At 45.9% G+C, this 18,865-nt stretch carries 17 protein-coding genes and 2 rRNA genes; all 19 read right to left on the reverse strand.

Going from position 1 to position 18,865, the window contains the following annotated elements:
- Positions 1 to 6 precede the first annotated feature (6 nt).
- The gene (locus tag C400_RS0118980) at positions 7 to 528 is read right to left on the reverse strand and encodes an NYN domain-containing protein (RefSeq protein ID WP_016818643.1); all 522 of its coding nucleotides are present in this window, start codon (positions 526 to 528) and stop codon (positions 7 to 9) included.
- A gap of 4 nt (positions 529 to 532) precedes the next feature.
- Positions 533 to 1,279 (reverse strand): 23S rRNA (guanosine(2251)-2'-O)-methyltransferase RlmB, encoded by a 747-nt coding sequence (gene rlmB, locus C400_RS0118985; RefSeq protein WP_013373281.1) that lies wholly within the window; start codon positions 1,277 to 1,279, stop codon positions 533 to 535.
- Positions 1,280 to 1,334: 55 nt separating this feature from the next.
- Positions 1,335 to 1,793 (reverse strand): Mini-ribonuclease 3, encoded by a 459-nt coding sequence (locus C400_RS0118990; protein WP_017427896.1) that lies wholly within the window; start codon positions 1,791 to 1,793, stop codon positions 1,335 to 1,337.
- Complete coding sequence (cysS, locus tag C400_RS0118995) at positions 1,790 to 3,193, reverse strand: cysteine--tRNA ligase (RefSeq protein ID WP_017427897.1); 1,404 nt, start codon at positions 3,191 to 3,193, stop codon at positions 1,790 to 1,792. Before cysS ends, C400_RS0118990 begins: the two co-directional genes overlap by 4 nt.
- Before the next feature lie 24 nt (positions 3,194 to 3,217).
- Complete coding sequence (gene cysE / locus C400_RS0119000) at positions 3,218 to 3,898, reverse strand: serine O-acetyltransferase (RefSeq protein ID WP_013373284.1); 681 nt, start codon at positions 3,896 to 3,898, stop codon at positions 3,218 to 3,220.
- 481 nt (positions 3,899 to 4,379) lie between these two features.
- On the reverse strand, positions 4,380 to 5,840 hold the full coding sequence (gene gltX, locus C400_RS0119005) for a glutamate--tRNA ligase (protein ID WP_017427898.1): 1,461 nt from the start codon (positions 5,838 to 5,840) through the stop codon (positions 4,380 to 4,382).
- A gap of 39 nt (positions 5,841 to 5,879) precedes the next feature.
- On the reverse strand, positions 5,880 to 6,356 hold the full coding sequence (ispF, locus tag C400_RS0119010; RefSeq protein ID WP_016818638.1) for a 2-C-methyl-D-erythritol 2,4-cyclodiphosphate synthase: 477 nt from the start codon (positions 6,354 to 6,356) through the stop codon (positions 5,880 to 5,882).
- The gene (gene ispD / locus C400_RS0119015; RefSeq protein WP_017427899.1) at positions 6,353 to 7,051 is read right to left on the reverse strand and encodes a 2-C-methyl-D-erythritol 4-phosphate cytidylyltransferase; all 699 of its coding nucleotides are present in this window, start codon (positions 7,049 to 7,051) and stop codon (positions 6,353 to 6,355) included. Before ispD ends, ispF begins: the two co-directional genes overlap by 4 nt.
- A 70-nt stretch (positions 7,052 to 7,121) precedes the next feature.
- Positions 7,122 to 8,207 (reverse strand): PIN/TRAM domain-containing protein, encoded by a 1,086-nt coding sequence (locus C400_RS0119020; protein ID WP_017427900.1) that lies wholly within the window; start codon positions 8,205 to 8,207, stop codon positions 7,122 to 7,124.
- A 190-nt stretch (positions 8,208 to 8,397) separates the two neighbouring features.
- Positions 8,398 to 9,144, reverse strand: coding sequence for a CDP-diacylglycerol--serine O-phosphatidyltransferase (gene pssA / locus C400_RS0119025; RefSeq protein ID WP_016818635.1), 747 nt, complete (start codon positions 9,142 to 9,144; stop codon positions 8,398 to 8,400).
- Between the two features lie 54 nt (positions 9,145 to 9,198).
- Positions 9,199 to 10,275, reverse strand: a complete 1,077-nt coding sequence (gene disA, locus C400_RS0119030; protein WP_013312183.1) for a DNA integrity scanning diadenylate cyclase DisA — start codon at positions 10,273 to 10,275, stop codon at positions 9,199 to 9,201.
- A gap of 12 nt (positions 10,276 to 10,287) precedes the next feature.
- Positions 10,288 to 11,661, reverse strand: coding sequence for a DNA repair protein RadA (gene radA, locus C400_RS0119035; RefSeq protein WP_013373291.1), 1,374 nt, complete (start codon positions 11,659 to 11,661; stop codon positions 10,288 to 10,290).
- A 241-nt stretch (positions 11,662 to 11,902) separates the two neighbouring features.
- Positions 11,903 to 14,347 (reverse strand): ATP-dependent protease ATP-binding subunit ClpC, encoded by a 2,445-nt coding sequence (gene clpC / locus C400_RS0119040; RefSeq protein WP_016818634.1) that lies wholly within the window; start codon positions 14,345 to 14,347, stop codon positions 11,903 to 11,905.
- Between the two features lie 44 nt (positions 14,348 to 14,391).
- Positions 14,392 to 15,456: a protein arginine kinase gene (locus tag C400_RS0119045; RefSeq protein WP_017427901.1), complete on the reverse strand. Its 1,065-nt coding sequence runs from the start codon at positions 15,454 to 15,456 to the stop codon at positions 14,392 to 14,394.
- 29 nt (positions 15,457 to 15,485) lie between these two features.
- A complete protein-coding gene (locus C400_RS0119050; protein WP_016818632.1) occupies positions 15,486 to 16,010 on the reverse strand; it encodes a UvrB/UvrC motif-containing protein in 525 nt (174 codons plus the stop codon).
- Between the two features lie 84 nt (positions 16,011 to 16,094).
- Positions 16,095 to 16,559, reverse strand: coding sequence for a CtsR family transcriptional regulator (locus tag C400_RS0119055; RefSeq protein ID WP_016818631.1), 465 nt, complete (start codon positions 16,557 to 16,559; stop codon positions 16,095 to 16,097).
- Between the two features lie 493 nt (positions 16,560 to 17,052).
- Positions 17,053 to 18,240, reverse strand: a complete 1,188-nt coding sequence (locus C400_RS0119060) for a GNAT family N-acetyltransferase (RefSeq protein ID WP_017427902.1) — start codon at positions 18,238 to 18,240, stop codon at positions 17,053 to 17,055.
- A 162-nt stretch (positions 18,241 to 18,402) separates the two neighbouring features.
- A 5S ribosomal RNA gene (rrf, locus tag C400_RS0119065) occupies positions 18,403 to 18,519 on the reverse strand.
- A 150-nt stretch (positions 18,520 to 18,669) separates the two neighbouring features.
- Positions 18,670 to 18,865, reverse strand: a 23S ribosomal RNA gene (locus C400_RS0119070); the annotation flags it as partial.

Here is an 18,865-nt window from a genome sequence, read left to right on the forward strand (position 1 = left end):
ACTGGATCATTCTCTTCTCCAGCGTTCAAACAACTTTCGAAGCTCCGGACTCAGCTTGCCATCCAGCGAATTGCGGGACAATTTGGCGTTATCCTGCTGGATTCGCTTCTGGACTTCCCTTTCAGATTCCTCAATCTCGATCAGTAATTCTCGTGCCGATACTCTGAGTGCTCCCTGGCCAAAGGCCACATGCTGCTCTACCTGATCACTTGTCGCTACGTAAATGCTTCTCCTCTTGCTGCTCAGTTCACGAACTAATCGCTCGATGCACTCATCGGCTGTCTCTTTTTCTCTCGTAAAATAAATCTGGACTTTGCTCTGGGCAAAGGTTTTACCTAATCCTGGCACCCTGTAAGCATCAAATACGACGATGACTCTTCTGCCCGAATACGCCTGATGATCCGCCAGTCGTTCAAGAAGTCTGTCCCTCGCTTCCTGCATACCAGATTGTACCAGTGCGGAAAGTTCGGGCCAGGCTCCAATCATGTTGTAACCGTCCACAAGCAGAACATCCCGCGTGTCAGCCATATCGTTAGCTCCGTGCCTGTCGTCCGCGCAAAACTTCGTACATGACGACACCTGCAGCTACAGAAGCATTGAGGGAATTGATTTGTCCCGCCATTGGCAGCTTGACGAGTACATCACATTTCTCGCGGATCAAACGGCCCATTCCTTTATTTTCGTTACCAATGACAATCGCTACGGGACCGGTGAATACTCCATTCCCAAAGACGGGATCGGTTGCTGTAACATCCGTGCCAACTACCCATACACCTTCTTCTTTAAGACGGTCAATGGTTTGTCCCAAATTGCTCACACGCGCCACCGGGACGTACTCCACAGCACCTGCCGATGTTTTAGACACCGTTACAGTTACAGCTGCTGAACGCCTTTTCGGCACTATAATACCGTGTGCTCCAGTGCAGTCCGCCGTACGAAGGATAGAGCCCAAGTTATGAGGGTCTTCAATCTCATCCAGCAAAATCAAAAACGGCTCTTCTCCCTTAGCGCGAGCACTAGCAAGCAAGTCCTCCACCTCAGCGTAGGCAAAAGGTGCAGCTTGCGCGACCACTCCCTGATGCTGAATGCCTGGAACCATTTGATCGAGCTTACGCTTGTCTACCTGCAAAACAATGATTCCTGCTTTTTTCGCCTCAGCTGTAATCGGCAGTGTCAAATGCTTTTGTGCATTATCCGCAATCCATATCTTATTTATCGTCCTGCCTGAACGCAACGCCTCTGTTACCGAATGCTTACCGGCAATCCATTCTTCTTCCATCTCTAGTTTCCTCCCGGAAAACGGTCGATATCAATTCGTTCAATCCGTCTCCAATTTATGATTTTTCTGCATTTTCCATTTGTGCAATTCCGTACGTAATCAACTCTCTCAATCTGTCCAAATGTCCATCACAATAAAGATAACCAATCAAGCCTTCCAGCGCCGTGGCATGCCGATACTCAAGCACATCAGCATTTTTGGGCAGGCTCCCTGATTTGGCATTTCTTCCTTGTCGGACAATATCACGTTCTTCATCCGTCAGCACCGTTTCTAGCAATCCCAACATACGGCTCTGTGCCTTGGCGGAGACAAATTTTGTAGCTCGTCGATGTAAATGATTGGGACGCAGGTTGGGCTGTGCCAACAGATATTGCCGGACAGCCACCTCATACACTGCATCACCAATGTAAGCTAACGCAATGGGGGGCATCAAGCGAGCCGGCTTGGACGCAGGATACGGAAACCAGTTTCCTGCGCCTTCCACAGCTTCTGAGTTCAGTGGCTTATTACTCATTTCCGCCGCCACCGCATACCCTGCGCCGTATCTTCAAGCACAATGCCTTTAGTAGCTAACAGATCACGAATTTCGTCAGCTCTACCCCAGTTTTTGGTTTTACGAGCTTCGACACGTTCTGCAATTAACTGCTCAATTTCGTCATCCAGCAGTTCTTCACTCGGTTCCGAATAAATGCGAAGCACCGTATTCATCGAATAGAAGGTATGCAGCACCGCTTGCAATTCCGCCTGATTGACAACATCACGCTGCAACAAAAGATTGGCTTCGCTGACCCATTCGAACACCGCAGTAATCGCATCAGGCGTATTGAAATCATCATCCATTTTTTCGCCAAATTGCTGTAATATCCCGTCAAGCTTCATTTGCAGCTCAGCCGATACTTCTTCATTACCTTTCAAAGCCATGGATAAACGATGCTTTACATTGGCGACTGCATTGGCAATCCGTTCGACACTATTCTCCGCCTGACTCATCGTCACTTGGTTGTAGTTCAAAGGGTTGCGGTAATGTGTCGACAGCATAAAATAACGTAAAGCTTCGGGCTTGTGACGAGCACGCAGATCTTTAACCAAAATACCGTTACCGAGTGATTTCGACATTTTTTCATTATCTATGCGAATATATCCGTTATGCATCCAGTAGCGAGATAATGGTTTACCCGTAATCACTTCGGATTGTGCGCATTCACATTCATGATGCGGAAATTGCAGATCCTGTCCGCCTCCGTGAATATCCAGTGTATCCCCCAAATAGTGACGAGCCATAGCAGAGCATTCGATATGCCAGCCTGGGCGTCCATCCCCCCAAGGACTTGACCAGTAAATTTCTCCCGGTTTCGCTGCTTTCCAGAGTACAAAATCCTCGGCATTCTCCTTGCGTTCATCCACATTGATGCGAATCCCAAACTGGAGTTCCTCCAATTTTTGGCCTGACAGCTGTCCGTAGTCTTTGAACATTTTGGTCCGGTAGAAGACATCACCATCATTCTCGTAAGCATAGCCTTTGTCTACCAGGTCCTTGATAAAATCAATAATCAGATCCATGCTTTCGGTTACACGAGGATTTATGCTGGCAGCAGGAACATTCAATCCTGTCAGATCCTCATGATAGGCAGCAATAAACTTCTCGGCAACTGCCGGAACCTCCATATTAAGTTCCCGAGCTTTGCGGATCAACTTATCATCAACGTCCGTAAAATTCACCACATAGTTTACATCATAGCCCAAATACTCCAAGTAGCTGCGTACCACGTCGAACACAATTACAGGTCGTGCATTACCAATATGAATGTAATCATACACTGTAGGACCACATACATACATTTTAACCTTTCCAGGCTCCAGTGGCACAAAAGGCTCCCGGCTCCTCGTCATTGTATTATAAATTTGAAGCGACATCGTTATGTTCCTCCCTCATGAAAATTATCCTTGTAATTTATTCTCTTGGGTCACCTGATGTTTCTGAGCAGATTGCTCCTCCTTCAAATCAGACAATTCTGCTCGTAATCGTTCTATTTCCATTTGAAGAGACCGTATGGAATCGACGACCGGGTCAGGCAACTGGTGACTAAGTCGATCTGGACGTCTGCCATCCTGTCTGACCACTCGCCCGGGGATACCCACTACCGTACTGTTTGGCGGAACTTCTTTTAGCACAACCGAGTTGGAGCCAATATTGGATTGCGCCCCAATCGTAAATGAACCCAATATTTTTGCACCGGAGCCTATAACGACATTATTCCCAATGGTGGGGTGGCGCTTCCCTTTCTCTTTTCCAGTTCCTCCAAGAGTAACCCCCTGATACAATACGACATCATCGCCAATTTCACAGGTTTCGCCAATGACAACACCCATGCCGTGGTCAATGAACAGCCGATCTCCAATACGAGCGCCAGGATGAATTTCAATTCCTGTCATAAACCTCGATACCTGGGATATAACACGGGCTAGAGTACACCACTTTCGCAAATAAAACCAATGTGCAATTCGGTGTGCCCAAAGGGCATGAACGCCAGAATACGTAAAAATGACTTCCAGCTTACTCCGGGCGGCCGGATCATTATCCAAAACAGTTTGAATATCGGATTTGAAATGCCTGAACATGTCGCCCTCCTATTCCCTCCATATCCTTGCCGCATCACACTTCACATTTCGCCAATTTTCGTAGTCACCAGCATTCTTCGACAATTTTCAGTCTACAGCGAGTCTGAATCTGATAAAAATGAAAAAGCGTCTCTGCAGCCTAGGCTGCAGAGACGCATATACGTGGTCCCACTCTGCTTCGAACATATCTGCTACAAAAAAAGCAGAAAAGTCCGTCTTTGGCGTCCTGTAACGGGAACGAATCGGCAAGCCCTTGCCACATTAGCATTGTAGGCTAACGAGGGTTCGGGCGCACGGCTCCCAGGCGCATTTCCTCCGCAGGTCATCTAGACGGTTCTCAGCCTGGGGTTTCCCCTCGACCGTCCTCTCTGGCAGATGCCCTTATGCAGTGTACTTCTCCTGTTCGCAGCCTTTACACGTAAGTATCAATCCATATCAATGGAGTCATTATAGCGAAAAGACAACAAATTGACAAGAAATATCAGCCTTTAATTTGTGCCTTAAGACGGTCCAATACCTTGTCACGTCCAAGTAGATAGATGGTCTCGTTCAGATCCCGTCCATGAGTTTGACCTGTAAGGGCCACACGAATCGGCATGAACAGCTGTTTCCCCTTAAAACCAGTTTCCTTTTGGACTTCTTTGATCAGCTTGGCCATTTGTGGAGCTGTAAATTCCTCGCTCGTTTCAACCTTAGCTGCAAAGGCTCTAAGTACATCAGGAACCTGTTCTTCAGCCAGAACAGCCGCCGCATCAGCATCCAACTCCAGATGTGAACGGAAAAACAACTCAGACAACGCCACAATATCAGACGCTGAAGTCATTTGTTCTTGGTATAAGCGGACAAGAGCTTTAGCCCAATCCTGTTGTTCAGCCGATAAATCATTCGGCAACAGTCCTGCTGCCTGCAAATGTGGAATTGCCATGCTGGCAATCCGTTCAGGATCAGCTTTTTTAATATAATGATTATTCAAATAAGCAAGCTTGTTTGTATCAAATACAGCTGGGCTTTTGGACAAACGATTAGGATCGAAAATCGAGATTAATTGTTCCCGATCATAGATCTCTTCCTCGCCTTCCGGAGACCAGCCCAACAATGCAATAAAGTTGAATATAGCTTCCGGCAGATAGCCCAGCTTATCGTACTGCTCCATGAACTGAATAATGGATTCATTTCGTTTGCTGAGCTTTTTGTGATCCTCGCCTACGATCAGCGTCATATGACCAAAGCGTGGAGGCTCCCAGCCGAGAGCTTCAAAAATCATCAACTGCCGCGGTGTATTGGATACATGATCCTCACCCCGTAGTACATGTGATATTTTCATCAAATAGTCGTCAACCGCTACAGCGAAGTTATATGTCGGAATACCGTCTTTTTTGACGATAACAAAATCGCCGCTTTCTTTGGAATTGAACGTAATTTGACCTTTAACAATATCATCAAACGTATATTCACGATCTTCTGGTACGCGAAATCGAATACTCGGTACACGGCCCTCTGCTTCAAATGCCTGGCACTGTTCTTCTGTTAAATCACGGTGTTTTCCTGAGTAACGCGGTGTCTCCCCACGTTCCATCTGTTCTTCACGCTCGCGTTCAAGTTCTTCTTCCGTACAATAACAGCGGTATGCCAAACCGCGATCCAGCAAGTCCTGCCAGTATGTTTTGTAGATGTCCAAGCGCTCGGTCTGGCGATAAGGTCCGAACTCGCCGCCCACGTCTATACTTTCATCCCAGTCCATACCCAACCATTTCAAATATTTAAGCTGGCTTTCTTCTCCGCCCTCAATATTGCGCTTCACATCTGTATCTTCAATGCGAATAATAAATTTCCCGCCTTGATTGCGGGCAAACAAATAATTAAATAATGCCGTTCTGGCATTTCCAATATGCAGATGTCCTGTTGGACTTGGTGCATAGCGTACACGAACTTCCGTGCTCATATAATCTCCTCCAAATAGAATTACTCAAGATGATAGCATTTACTTGATTAGACAGACAACCGACTGAGCCGCGATTCCCTCGCTTCGCCCGGTAAACCCGAGTTGCTCCGTCGTCGTCGCCTTGACATTTACCTGGGATGACTCCTCTGCTTCCAGCACCCGGGCGATGATTTCATTCATCTGCGGGATGTACGATGCCATCTTGGGCTTCTGCGCAATAATTGTAGAATCGATGTTCCCCAATCGGTATCCCCGCTCTTTAGCCAGCCCCCACACATGCTCCAGTAGCTTAAGACTATCCGCGTCCTTAAATTCAGGGTCATTATCTGGAAAATGCTTTCCGATGTCTCCCAAGCCAAGCGCACCCAGGATAGCATCGCTAATGGCATGCAGCAGCACGTCTGCATCGGAATGACCCAGCAAACCTTTTTCATACGGAATATTTACGCCTCCGATGATGCATGGCCTTCCTTCCACCAGCTGGTGGACGTCAAATCCTTGCCCCACTCTAATCATTTGATATCCTCTCCCTCTGTCTTTACCCATAACGCCGCCATCTCCAAATCCTCAGGCGTAGTAATTTTGATGTTCTTGTAGCTGCCCTGAACGACAGTAACTAGAATGCCTATTCGCTCCACCAGCATGGAATCATCTGTCCCCAAAAATCCTGTCTGCTCCGCTTCCTCATAAGCCCGCAGCAGATCGGAAAGACGAAAAGTCTGTGGCGTTTGAATAGTCCACAGACTTCGGCGATCCGGCGTTGCTGTAATGATACCATCCCCGTTCACTTGCTTGATCGTATCCTTTACAGGTACTGCCGCTACAGAAGCACCAGTACGCTGAGCAGCCTCCAGGCATGAACGTACAAGCTCAGGTTGAATCAATGGCCGCACACCATCATGCACCATCACCCAATCTGTTCGCAAGTGGCGCAAACCGCGATAAACCGAATGCTGGCGTTCACTGCCACCAGCCACCACCCGTACATTTTTACCAATCTTGTATTGATGAATCCAGTCTCTGCAGCGTTCCACATCTCCAGTTCCAGTAACCATCACCATTTCATCCACTTCAGGCATTGCTGCGAATATTTCAAGTGTATGTATGAAGATGGGCTTGTCTCGCAAAAGCAGAAATTGCTTGCTCTCCTGCGTTCCCATACGGGAGCCGCGCCCGGCCGCCACAATCACGACTCCTACCTGATTGTTCATTCAAATAACTCCTGCCCTGATCGTACTTGGACGATCCGTATGATAACACATCTACTTCATCATACCTCGTTTATTGAGCTTTTTCCAATAATTTCGGTTTAGCAAAGATCATGCGGCCCGCAGAGGTCTGAAGTACGCTCGTGACCAGTACTTCCATGAGAGATCCAATATAGTCACGTCCACCCTCCACAACAATCATCGTACCATCATCCAGATAAGCGACACCTTGCCCATGCTCCTTGCCATCTTTGATAATCTGCACCATAATCTCCTCACCGGGCAGTACGACAGGCTTCACTGCATTCGCCAAATCATTGATGTTCAGCACAGACACACCTTGAAGTTCGCATACTTTATTCAGGTTAAAATCATTAGTTACAACCTTACCCTGCAACACCTTTGCAAGCTTAACCAGCTTACTGTCGACCTCTGAAATTTCCTCAAAATCTCCCTCATAAATCAGCACATTCACATCTAGCTCTTTTTGGATTTTATTCAAAATATCCAGACCCCGCCGCCCACGATTACGCTTAAGTAAATCTGAAGAATCTGCGATATGCTGAAGCTCCTCCAACACAAATTCAGGAATCACAATGGTCCCTTCAATAAAACCTGTCTTGCAGATATCCGCAATACGCCCATCTATAATGACGCTGGTGTCCAAAATTTTATGTTCCTCCAGCTTGCGTTCTTCTACATCCGTTCCCCGACCAAAAAAGCCTGAACTCCAAAAGGATGACAACTCGTCCCGTTTTTCTAGCCCAACCATCAACCCCACATATCCACATACCAAGGTAACCGCGGTCTGGATAAGTAAACCAGGTGCCCCTAACCCTGAAAAGAGTGGATAAACTGCCAAGGAAAGGATCAGCCCCACTGCTAGCCCCATGACACCTGCCATCATCTCATTCATCGGAATTCGTACCAAACCTTCAATACCCTGCTGCAATCGATTCGCCACGGACGCCCCTGCGAATGAGCAGCCAACCATAAATACCACCGCTCCCGCTAACATCCAAACAGCCATTCCTGGTAAAGAACCATCACTCAACCATTGTGGCATCCACGTTACTAAGCCTCCTATCCGCTGGTATAACGTATAGCCAAACCACGCGCCGCACAATCCTGTAAAAGTTAAAATAGCCTTTCTCCACATTGAGTTTCTATACCTCCTTTATTTTCTTTTCAACAGTCTGCTATTTATTGGATACATAGCACTTCCCTTACCAGTATGGTCCATTTCCCACATAACTAACCCTGTGTTTTCACTTTTTATGCATAAAAAAAGCATTTATCCCCTTGAATGAATCAAGGAAATAAATGCTTCTTGTAGTCCTTGTCTGACACTAACGTTGCGAATGACGATATTGATCGTCCTGTTCTTCCTGTTTAGAACGATCCCGCTCACGTCCACGTCTGCGTGATAACTTCCGAATGTTCAGCTTCATACCGTACAACGCATAAAGCACCAGTGGTACAAAAATCAGCTTCGACAGCTGATCAGGAAATTTAACAGCTAGAACCACCGCTGCAATTACGACCCACGGAGCAACCCAGATCGCTTTTTTCGGAAGGCCGACCTTTTTGAAATTTGGATATCTCATGGAGCTAACCATCAAATAAGAGACTAGCAACATGGCAATCGACATGTATAACAATGAAATCTCGTTATGGAATAAGGACAACGTGGCTAATACGCCACCTGCTGCCGGAATGGGTAAACCTGTGAAATAACCTGGTACACCGGGACGTACGTTAAATCGAGCCAAACGCAATGCTCCGCACATCGGAAAAATGGCTGTAACCGTCCAAGCCAAAGCCGAATTCGCATCATGAAAAGCAACCATGTACATAATAACTGCGGGAGCAACACCAAAAGATATCATATCTGATAAGGAGTCCAGTTCTTTACCGAATTCGCTCTGGGCATTCAAAGCCCGGGCCATCCTTCCATCCAGTCCGTCCAACAACATGGCGACAATAACCATAATAGCGGCAAGACTGTATTTTCCGTCTACGGCCAATAAAATGGCGATCATTCCGAGAAACAAGTTACCCAAGGTACACATGTTCGGAATTGATTTGGTAATCATCTCTTCACCTCAATGTATGAATTGTTCCATTATAATCCTTTCACTGTATTACATTTACATTTGTCTGTCAATAAAAACTTGTTCCTGTAAACGTTTAAGCCCTTCTTTAATCGTACGTGCACGAACCTCTCCTATACCATCCACTTCATCCAGTTCTTCTATCGTTGCAGTGATGACATGTGGAAAACGTCCAAACCGCTCTACCAGATTATGAATAATCACATTTGGCAAACGAGGTATTTTGTTCAGCACCCGATATCCGCGTGCAGCAATATATTCTTCTGATGTCGCTGCTGAAGAAGGGTAGCCTAATAAACGTACTATATGATTCACATCCAGTAATTCGTCGTCCGTAGAACGTTTGAGTCCCAATATAATTTCACGGATCTTCTCGTCGCTGTCGTCTTTGGCATAATCCTTATACAGCAACCAAGCTTCTTCCTCGATATTACTGACAAGCTCCTCCATCTGCATGCTAATCAGCCTGCCCTCATTCCCGAGCTCGTTAATAAATCGTTTGATCTCCATTTTGATGCGCAGCACCATTTCGATCCGTTGAATGACATTAACGACCTCCGGCATGGTAACCAGTTCTTCGAATTCAGATGCAGTTAAATTCGTTGAGGCTTGCCCCAATACGGATCTATATTTTTCTAACGTCTGAATAGCCTGATTAGCTTTCGTTAAAATAACCCCGATTTCCTTGAGCGCATACCGTAAAGTCCCCTGATACAACGTAATAATATTACGACGCTGGGAAATAGACACAACCAGTTTGCCAGTCTGCTTTGCAACTCGTTCCGCCGTCCGATGCCGAATCCCTGTTTCTATGGACGAAATGGAAGAATCGGGAATCAATTGCGTATTGGCATATAAAATTCGTTTTAAATCCTCACTCAATATGATTGCGCCGTCCATTTTAGCCAGCTCATACAAATAGTTCGGCGAAAAGTCACAATTAATAGAGAAACCGCCATCCACGACTTCCATTACTTCCGGGCTATAGCCAACGACCAGAAGAGCACCCGTTTTGGCACGCAAAACGTTTTCCAATCCGTCGCGAAAGGGAGTTCCCGGTGCCACAAGCCGTAGCAAATCGTTCATTTTATCCAGTTGGCTCGCTTCCTTCATCCTCAATGCCCCCTAATCTAATGCGGCTGCCAGTGCATCTGCCACCGTTCCAACTCCTATAATTTGTATCCCTTTTGGATGTGTCCAGCCCTTCAAGCTTTTCTCGGGCATGATCACCCGTTTGAAACCTAATTTCTCTGCTTCTCGCACTCGCTGTTCTGCTCGGGATACAGCCCGCACCTCGCCTGTCAGTCCTACTTCACCAAAAATCACATCGTACGGCTTGGTAGGAGCATCCCTAAAGCTGGAAGCAATGCTCACCGCTATGGCTAAATCCACCGCTGGTTCATCCAGCTTTACGCCTCCAGCAACATTGAGATAAGCGTCCTGGTTTTGCAAAAACATGCCCATCCGCTTTTCTAATACGGCAATGATTAATCCCATCCGATGATGGTCAATCCCCGTACCCATTCGGCGTGGAGATGGAAAATGCGTAGCCGCAATTAATGCTTGCAATTCAACCAACACAGGCCGGGTTCCCTCCATACTGGCAACGACTGTGGAACCAGCCACCCCCAGTGGCCGTTCGGACAGGAAGAGCTCAGAAGGATTCGCCACCTCACGCAAACCACTTTCGGCCATTTCAAAAATACCAATTTCATTCGTAGAACCGAAACGATTCTTAACCGCACGCAACAGCCGATACGTATGATGGCGCTCTCCTTCAAAATAAAGTACACAATCGACCATATGCTCCAACAAACGCGGACCTGCAATAGCGCCTTCTTTGGTCACATGCCCTACCAGTACTGTAGCAATACCTAATCCCTTGGCAATCCGCATAAATCGTGAAGTACACTCGCGCACCTGAGCTACACTACCAGGCGCACTTGTCACCTCAGGCAAATATACAGTCTGTATCGAGTCGATGACCAAAAACTCCGGCTTCAAGCTGTCCACTGCTTCTTCAATCGTCTCCAAATTCGTCTCACATAATACGTACAGACTGGGAGACAAAGCACCGAGGCGATCTGCACGTAGCTTCGTTTGGCGGACGGATTCCTCACCAGACACGTAGAGTACCTTTAAACCAGTTAAAGCCAGCTCATTAGAGGTTTGCAGCATAAGCGTAGACTTACCGATCCCCGGGTCACCACCCACCAGAACAAGTGAACCTGGCACCACACCTCCACCGAGTACACGATTTAATTCACCAATTCCCGTCAAAATTCGTGTTTCTTTGCCACTCTCCACTTCAATAATAGGAAGCGGTTTGTCTTTTGTGCTATGAGTAAGAAGGGAAGATCCCATTCCTTGAGTTTTTACAACGCTTTCCGTTTCTTCGACCATGGAATTCCATGCCTGGCATCCAGGACATTTTCCGTACCATTTAGGCGATTCATAGCCACATTCTGTACAGGAAAATTTAGTTTTCACTTTAGCCATACTTTATTCCCTGGCTCCTTCTTGACAACGATGATGTCAAATTTATCTTCACACAGCACCTGAAAGAGCTGTAACAATAAAAGTTTACCATTGAAGCTTGGCGGACGTAAAGCAATATCACAAACTTTCCCAAAGCTTTTACCCTACCCTTTCAAGGTGTTCAATCACAAAAAGGGTGCCTTCGCAATAGCTTTCCAGCCTGCGAGACACCCTTTTCTAATGTTTTATTTACTAAACTGCTTTAGGACTTCGCGGATACATTATCCTTTTTCGTTACTGTCAATGCACCGTTCTCTTCATCAATATAGAGAGAGTCGCCTTTAGAAATGTTTCCAGTCAACAGTTCCTCGGACAGGCGATCTTCAATATGCTTCTGGATTGCACGACGCAATGGACGCGCACCATACGCTGGATCGAAGCCTTCCTTGGCAAGGAAATTCTTAGCCTTGTCTGTCAACTCGAAGTCCACCTCATATTCATTCAGACGCTTACGCAGCTCTTCGGACATGAGTGAAACAATTTCGGCAATATGTTTTTCTTCGAGAGAATGGAAAACGATAATTTCGTCTATCCGGTTCAAGAACTCAGGACGGAAGCTTTTCTTCAGCTCATCCATCACTTTGCCTTTCATGTTATCGTAATCCGCCCCAGCGTCCACAACAGCTGTAAAACCAAGCGTGGAGTTACGTTTGATTGCCTGTGCACCAACGTTGGATGTTAGGATGATGAGTGTGTTACGGAAGTCAACAACACGTCCTTTGGAATCCGTCAGACGTCCATCCTCCAACACTTGCAGCAGAATATTGAATACTTCCGGGTGTGCTTTTTCAATTTCATCCAGCAACACAACAGAGTAAGGCTTACGACGTACCTTTTCAGTCAGTTGGCCACCTTCTTCATATCCTACGTATCCTGGAGGCGCTCCTACCAAACGGGATGTGGAGTGTTTCTCCATATATTCGGACATATCAATACGGATAACCGCATTTTCATCACCAAACATAGATTCAGCCAAGGCGCGTGCCAGCTCTGTTTTACCAACCCCAGTTGGACCGAGGAAAATAAAGGAGCCGATTGGACGCTTCGGATCTTTCAGACCGGCGCGTGCCCGGCGAATCGCCCGGCTTACTGCCTTAACAGCTTCGTCCTGCCCAATCACCCGTTCATGCAACAGTTGCTCCATATTCAGCAAACGATGTGTTTCTTCTTCCTTCAGCTTGCTGACTGGGACACCAGTCCAGATGGCAACGACCTGAGCAATATCCTCTGGTGTAACTTCGGAATCTGTACGCCCCTGTTGTTCTTTCCATTGGTTTTTAGTGACATCCAGCTCTTCACGAATTTTTTGCTCTGTATCGCGCAGTGCAGCTGCCTTTTCAAACTCCTGGCTTTGTACCGCTGAATCTTTTTCCTTACGGATATCTTCCAGACGGTTTTCCAGCTGTTTCAGGTTTGGCGGTACTGTATAGGAATTCAGCCTTACCTTGGAGCCCGCTTCATCAATAAGGTCAATAGCCTTATCCGGTAGGAAGCGATCCGTAATATAACGATCTGACAATCTTACTGCAGCTTCAATAGCCTCATCAGTGATTTTTACACGGTGATGCGCTTCGTAACGGTCGCGCAGACCATACAAGATTTGAATCGCTTCTTCTGGAGAAGGTTGATCCACGGTTATAGGTTGAAAACGACGCTCCAAAGCAGCATCTTTCTCAATATATTTGCGGTATTCATCCAGCGTGGTGGCACCGATACATTGCAGCTCGCCACGTGCCAGAGCAGGTTTCAGGATGTTGGACGCATCAATTGCGCCTTCCGCTCCACCAGCACCAATCAGTGTATGCAGCTCATCAATGAACAGTACGATATTTCCAGCTTGACGAATCTCGTCCATAATCTTTTTCAAGCGATCCTCAAATTCACCACGATACTTAGTACCTGCTACTACAGAACCCATATCGAGTGTCATTACGCGTTTGTCGCGCAACGTTTCGGGAATCTCATTCGCTATGATTTTTTGTGCCAATCCTTCGGCAATCGCCGTTTTACCTACCCCAGGTTCACCGATCAAAACAGGGTTGTTCTTTGTACGGCGGCTGAGCACTTGAATAACGCGCTCAATTTCCTTGCTGCGCCCAATAACGGGGTCCAGGTTATTTTCCTTCGCAGAAGCCGTCAGATCGCGTGCCAGACTGTCCAGAGTTGGCGTGCTGACATTAGCTGGAGCACCGTGATGGCTGGAAACCGCCTCGCTGCTGCCGAGCAATTGAAGCACTTGCTGACGCGCTTTGTTCAGACTGATACCCAGGTTGTTCAGTACACGTGCTGCTACGCCTTCACCTTCACGAATAAGGCCTAGCAAAATATGCTCGGTACCTACATAGGTATGACCCAATTTACGTGCTTCGTCCATAGACAGCTCAATGACTTTTTTGGCACGTGGAGTATAGGCAATGTTCGTCGGTTGCTCTTGACCGCGTCCAATCAGTGTTTCCACTTCATCCTGGATTTTTTCCAGTCCCAGCCCTAAACCGATTAAGGCTTTCGCTGCAATTCCTTCACCTTCACGAATGAGTCCTAGCAAAATGTGCTCTGTGCCAATGTTGTTGTGTCCCAATCGAACAGCTTCTTCCTGGGCCAAGGCAAGCACTTTCTGTGCACGTTCCGTAAATCTTCCAAACATCATATATCCTGCACCTCCACAGTGTGTATTTCAGATCATTCTATATATTAAAGGGTTGTGCCTAATTTTTGCCGGATCAGCTTCGCCCGGTACATATCGCGCTCACCGGTATTCATTTTATCCCCAAAGCTTTTTTGTAAAAAGCCGGGTTGCGTCATCACATTAAGCTCATTCATCGCTGCAATGGAAGGACGCTCCAAAATTCCTAAATCTACACCGAGACGTACATCGGACAGCCGCTGTGCAGCCTCCTTGGAATCCAAAACTGCTGCATATGACAAAATACCGAATGAACGCATCACCCGATCTGTAATCCGCAGCATGGATTCATTCATCAATCGTTCTCTGGCAGAACGTTCATGCTCTATAATTTGCAGCACCACGCCATGCAGATTCTCGATAATTTCCGCTTCGGTTTGTCCCAAGGTAATCTGATTGGATACCTGAAACAAATTCCCAACTGCTTCGCTGCCTTCACCATAAATACCGCGAACTGTAAGACCCACCTGTGAAACAGCGGACAATATACGATTGATTTGATGAGTCATGACCAATGCGGGCAAATGCATCATCACCGAAGCTCTCATACCTGTGCCGACATTCGTCGGGCAACTGGTCAGAAAACCTCTCTGATCATCAAATGCATAATCAACATGCGCTTCAAATGCATCATCAATGACCATAGCGCGTTCCCAAGCTTCTCTAACCTGACATCCGGGATATAAGCACTGAATACGCAAATGATCCTCTTCATTTATCATAACACTAACTGATTCATCATCACTAATCAACACAGCACCGTTGCGAGATTCGTTCGCCAAATTAGGACTAATCAAGTGCTTCTCAACCAGTACCTGCTTGTCGATCTCATCCAACTCGGATATTTTCAAGGTATGAAAAGTACCAAAACGACCCAAATCATCATACTGAAGGATATCCGTTAAGCGTTGAAGCACTTCCTCCGACTGCTGATTGGTAGCAAGCATGGGAAAAGGCAGATGCTGCAAGTTACGCGCAATTCTTACCCGGCTACTAATGACAATCTCCGAATCCGCAGCATCACCACGCATCCAATCACTTAGCGGCTTTTCCGTAAATCGGATATTGGGCATCACGCATTCCCTCCTACTCTTCACAAACTTTACTCTTCAGTCATTTCTTTTTCAAGCTTTCTGATTTGATCCCTAAGCTCAGCAGCTGATTCGAATTCTTCCTGTACAATGTGTTGTTGCATCTCTTTTTTCAAATCATCAATTTGCCGTTTAACCTTTAGTCGGCCTCCAGTACGGACCGGAACTTTCCCAACATGACTCGTACTACCATGCACACGCTTGAACAGAGGGTCCAGACGACTATCAAAATATTGATAGCATGATGGACATCCAAAACGTCCTAGCTTACTAAACTGTGTATAAGTCATACCGCAATCCTTGCATTGCAGATTTTGGGGAACACTGTGACCTGAAGACTGGCTTTTAGTGCTAGAATCAAAATCCAACATCCCCGACAACAAGCTATGAATCGAAAAGCCATTAGGTGTTCCAGGGATCATCTCCCCTTTTTCCTTCGCACATGTCTCACAAATATGAAACTCTGTCTTTTCGCCATTCACAATTTTGGTGAAATGCAAAGTTGCCGGCCGCATATTACATTCTTGGCACAGCATAAAAGCACCTCCTTCAACGTCAGGATTTTTACAAATCCCTACATCTGAATTGCAAATCTCTATTCACTGGTTAATGGATACTAGCTATTTGGCCGCCAGCAACGAGATCAGCATAGCCTTAAGCAATCTTGCTCGCAGTTGGTCACGATAGGGAAGCTTCAGCAATAACGTATCTCTTGATAAAGCAGCCTTTATAAGACCAGCTTCCCTTTTGCTTAAAAAATGAGCTTCCTCTAACTGATAAATCAATCCTTCTGCTGCCGATTGGCTAATTTCCTCCCCGATGCTCTGATGAAGGTGTGTATGGATCGCATGCTGTGCAGGTAATTGAATTCGCTGAATCCGAATATAACCTCCACCACCGCGTTTACTTTCCACCACATAACCTTTTTCCAGCGTAAACCGGGTACTAATTACATAATTAATTTGCGACGGTACGCAGGAAAAGCGGTCAGCCAGATCATTGCGCTGAATCTCCACTAAGCCTTGGGGACTTTCCAGCAGCATGCTCTTCAAATATTGTTCAATAATGTCGGAAACATTGCGCATTTCATCATCCTCCACTAACGGAAACGCAAGTATTCAAGTACATTTCACGCTCCACAGAGTCCGCCGTATATTGAACTTAACCAAACGGTAAAGTCACGAATCTAAGCTGTACTCAGGCCATTACCTATTGTACATCCATTGGAATTGTACCGTTTCGTTTCTAGTGTGACCTTTATTTGCGATAAATCATACACTTCTCTTCTGTCCATAAGAAGCAGCTCCTAACTATACGCAAATCATGTCATTATTGCTATACTTCTGTAGATACACACTGGTTCTGATTGACTTTGACTTTCTTTGACTATATTTGTATTATAGCACAAATTTCATTTTTGCCAAGGGGTCAATACCATTTTTCGCAATCTAATTATGTTTTATACCCTAGAACAAAAAAACTCTTCCCATTATGGAAAGAGCTTTGAATAATTATGATATCCCACATCCAATTTGGTTAAAAAGAGTTGGGCATTAAGAAAATCTAATTGGGCCTTTATCAGAAAAAATCCAATAGGAACGTTTGTTTTGTTGGTATTACACGTTTAAGTGCAGCCACAGACTCACTGCTTCCTTCAATGCGCCCACAATTAAACAGGTTATCAGCTTGCTGGTAGCCGAGCATTAAAGTTGTTAATGACTGAATTCCCAGTTCCAAGTCAGCTACTGTGTCGTTCTCAGATAAATTACTTTTATCCACTCTTGCCAGATGTCCTTGCCCCTCCGTAGTAATCGTTAATCTCCATACTCCTTCATTCCAAGGAGCATACCGATCTGTCAGATGTAAGGTTAAACTTGTCTCCTCTCCAATCTGCTCAAAAGGGTATCTCTCTACAAAAGCAACAGCATCCACAATACGCCCCATAAAATAAGGCACCGTTTCCTGTTGAATTCGCGGATCATCGAGTAAAAAAGGCAGATTGTCATCTGCTGGAACGTAAATAAATTTACCTTGGGTTATCATTGAGTCATGGTTTGCAAAATAAGTCCACAAAGCCCGACGTGCCGTCTCATTTTCATATACCAACTCATCACAATTTAACTGTTTATCTTCTATTTTGTATAGTGCATATCCCTGAGGATCGCCTGCATCTGTGTAATATACTACAGTTCGATAATTCTCATTTAAAATCCGTTCCTGCCACCATGCCTTATCTCGTACCAGCGTACCATTGTAACGTGAAGCATACGATTGATACACTTGGTCTAGTTCTGAAATATTTTTGATATCCCGTTTGACTATACCTTCTGTTTTAAGTTTAGCAGGGAATTTATCAATTGGAATGACGTATTTTTTGTACTCAGTATACGTTTCCCATCCAAATTTACGATAGAAGGCAAAAGAAAATGGATGCAGAAAAGAAAGGCTTTGTCCTGCAGTCTTCATTTCTTCAAGCGCATGCGTCAACAAACGTGAAACCATACCTCCGCGACGCTTTTCCGGCCACGTTGCCACACCAGCAATGCCTCCCATATCAAAAACCTGACCATGTATGTATACCTGTAGTGGTAGCAAAGTCAGTTTAGCGTTCAAGTCAGGTCCGTCGAATATCCCCCATGTTTGTTCTGGTTTGAATTTCTTCTTGGCTTTCTCCAGATCCTCCGGGGTCATTGTAAACTGAAAAGCATACTGGGATAATCCTATAGCTGCTTCAAATTCCTCACGTTGTAATTGTCTGATCTCCATAACTTCGTCACCTCGCTCGTATACTTGGACCTTTAAAAAAATACGCACTTAGAGTGTCGCAAAGCCTCTTCCCTCTGTCAACCTTAGAATCAGGTGTCCATCCACAAAATGCATAAAAAAAGGATGATAACCTCACTGAGGGTATCATCCTTTTTCACTTTTGCTTGGCAACGTCCTACTCTCCCAGAACCCTGCGGTCCAAGTACCATCGGCGCTGGAGGGCTTAACGGTCGTGTTCGGGATGGGTACGTGTGGAACCCCTCCGCTATCGCCACCAAACATGAATTTGCCTCGCAAATTCTTCCGTAAGGTTATTCGGTTCATCACAGATTGTGTGAATGAATCGCCATACGCTTGTTGTATGTACTTCTACATACCTTCAAGGTTACACCCTGAAAACTGGACCCGAAACTCATTGCGTCTTATCTTTAGGATAAGCCCTCGACCGATTAGTATTGGTCAGCTCCATGCATTACTGCACTTCCACCCCCAACCTATCTACCTCGTCGTCTTCAAGGGGTCTTACTAATTGGGAAATCTCAGTCTTGAGGGGGGCTTCACGCTTAGATGCTTTCAGCGCTTATCCCTTCCGTACATAGCTACCCAGCGGTGCTCCTGGCGGAAC

Origin of the sequence: Paenibacillus sp. ICGEB2008, assembly GCF_000307675.1 — a bacterium.
Taxonomy (GTDB): Bacteria; Bacillota; Bacilli; order Paenibacillales; family Paenibacillaceae; genus Paenibacillus; species Paenibacillus polymyxa.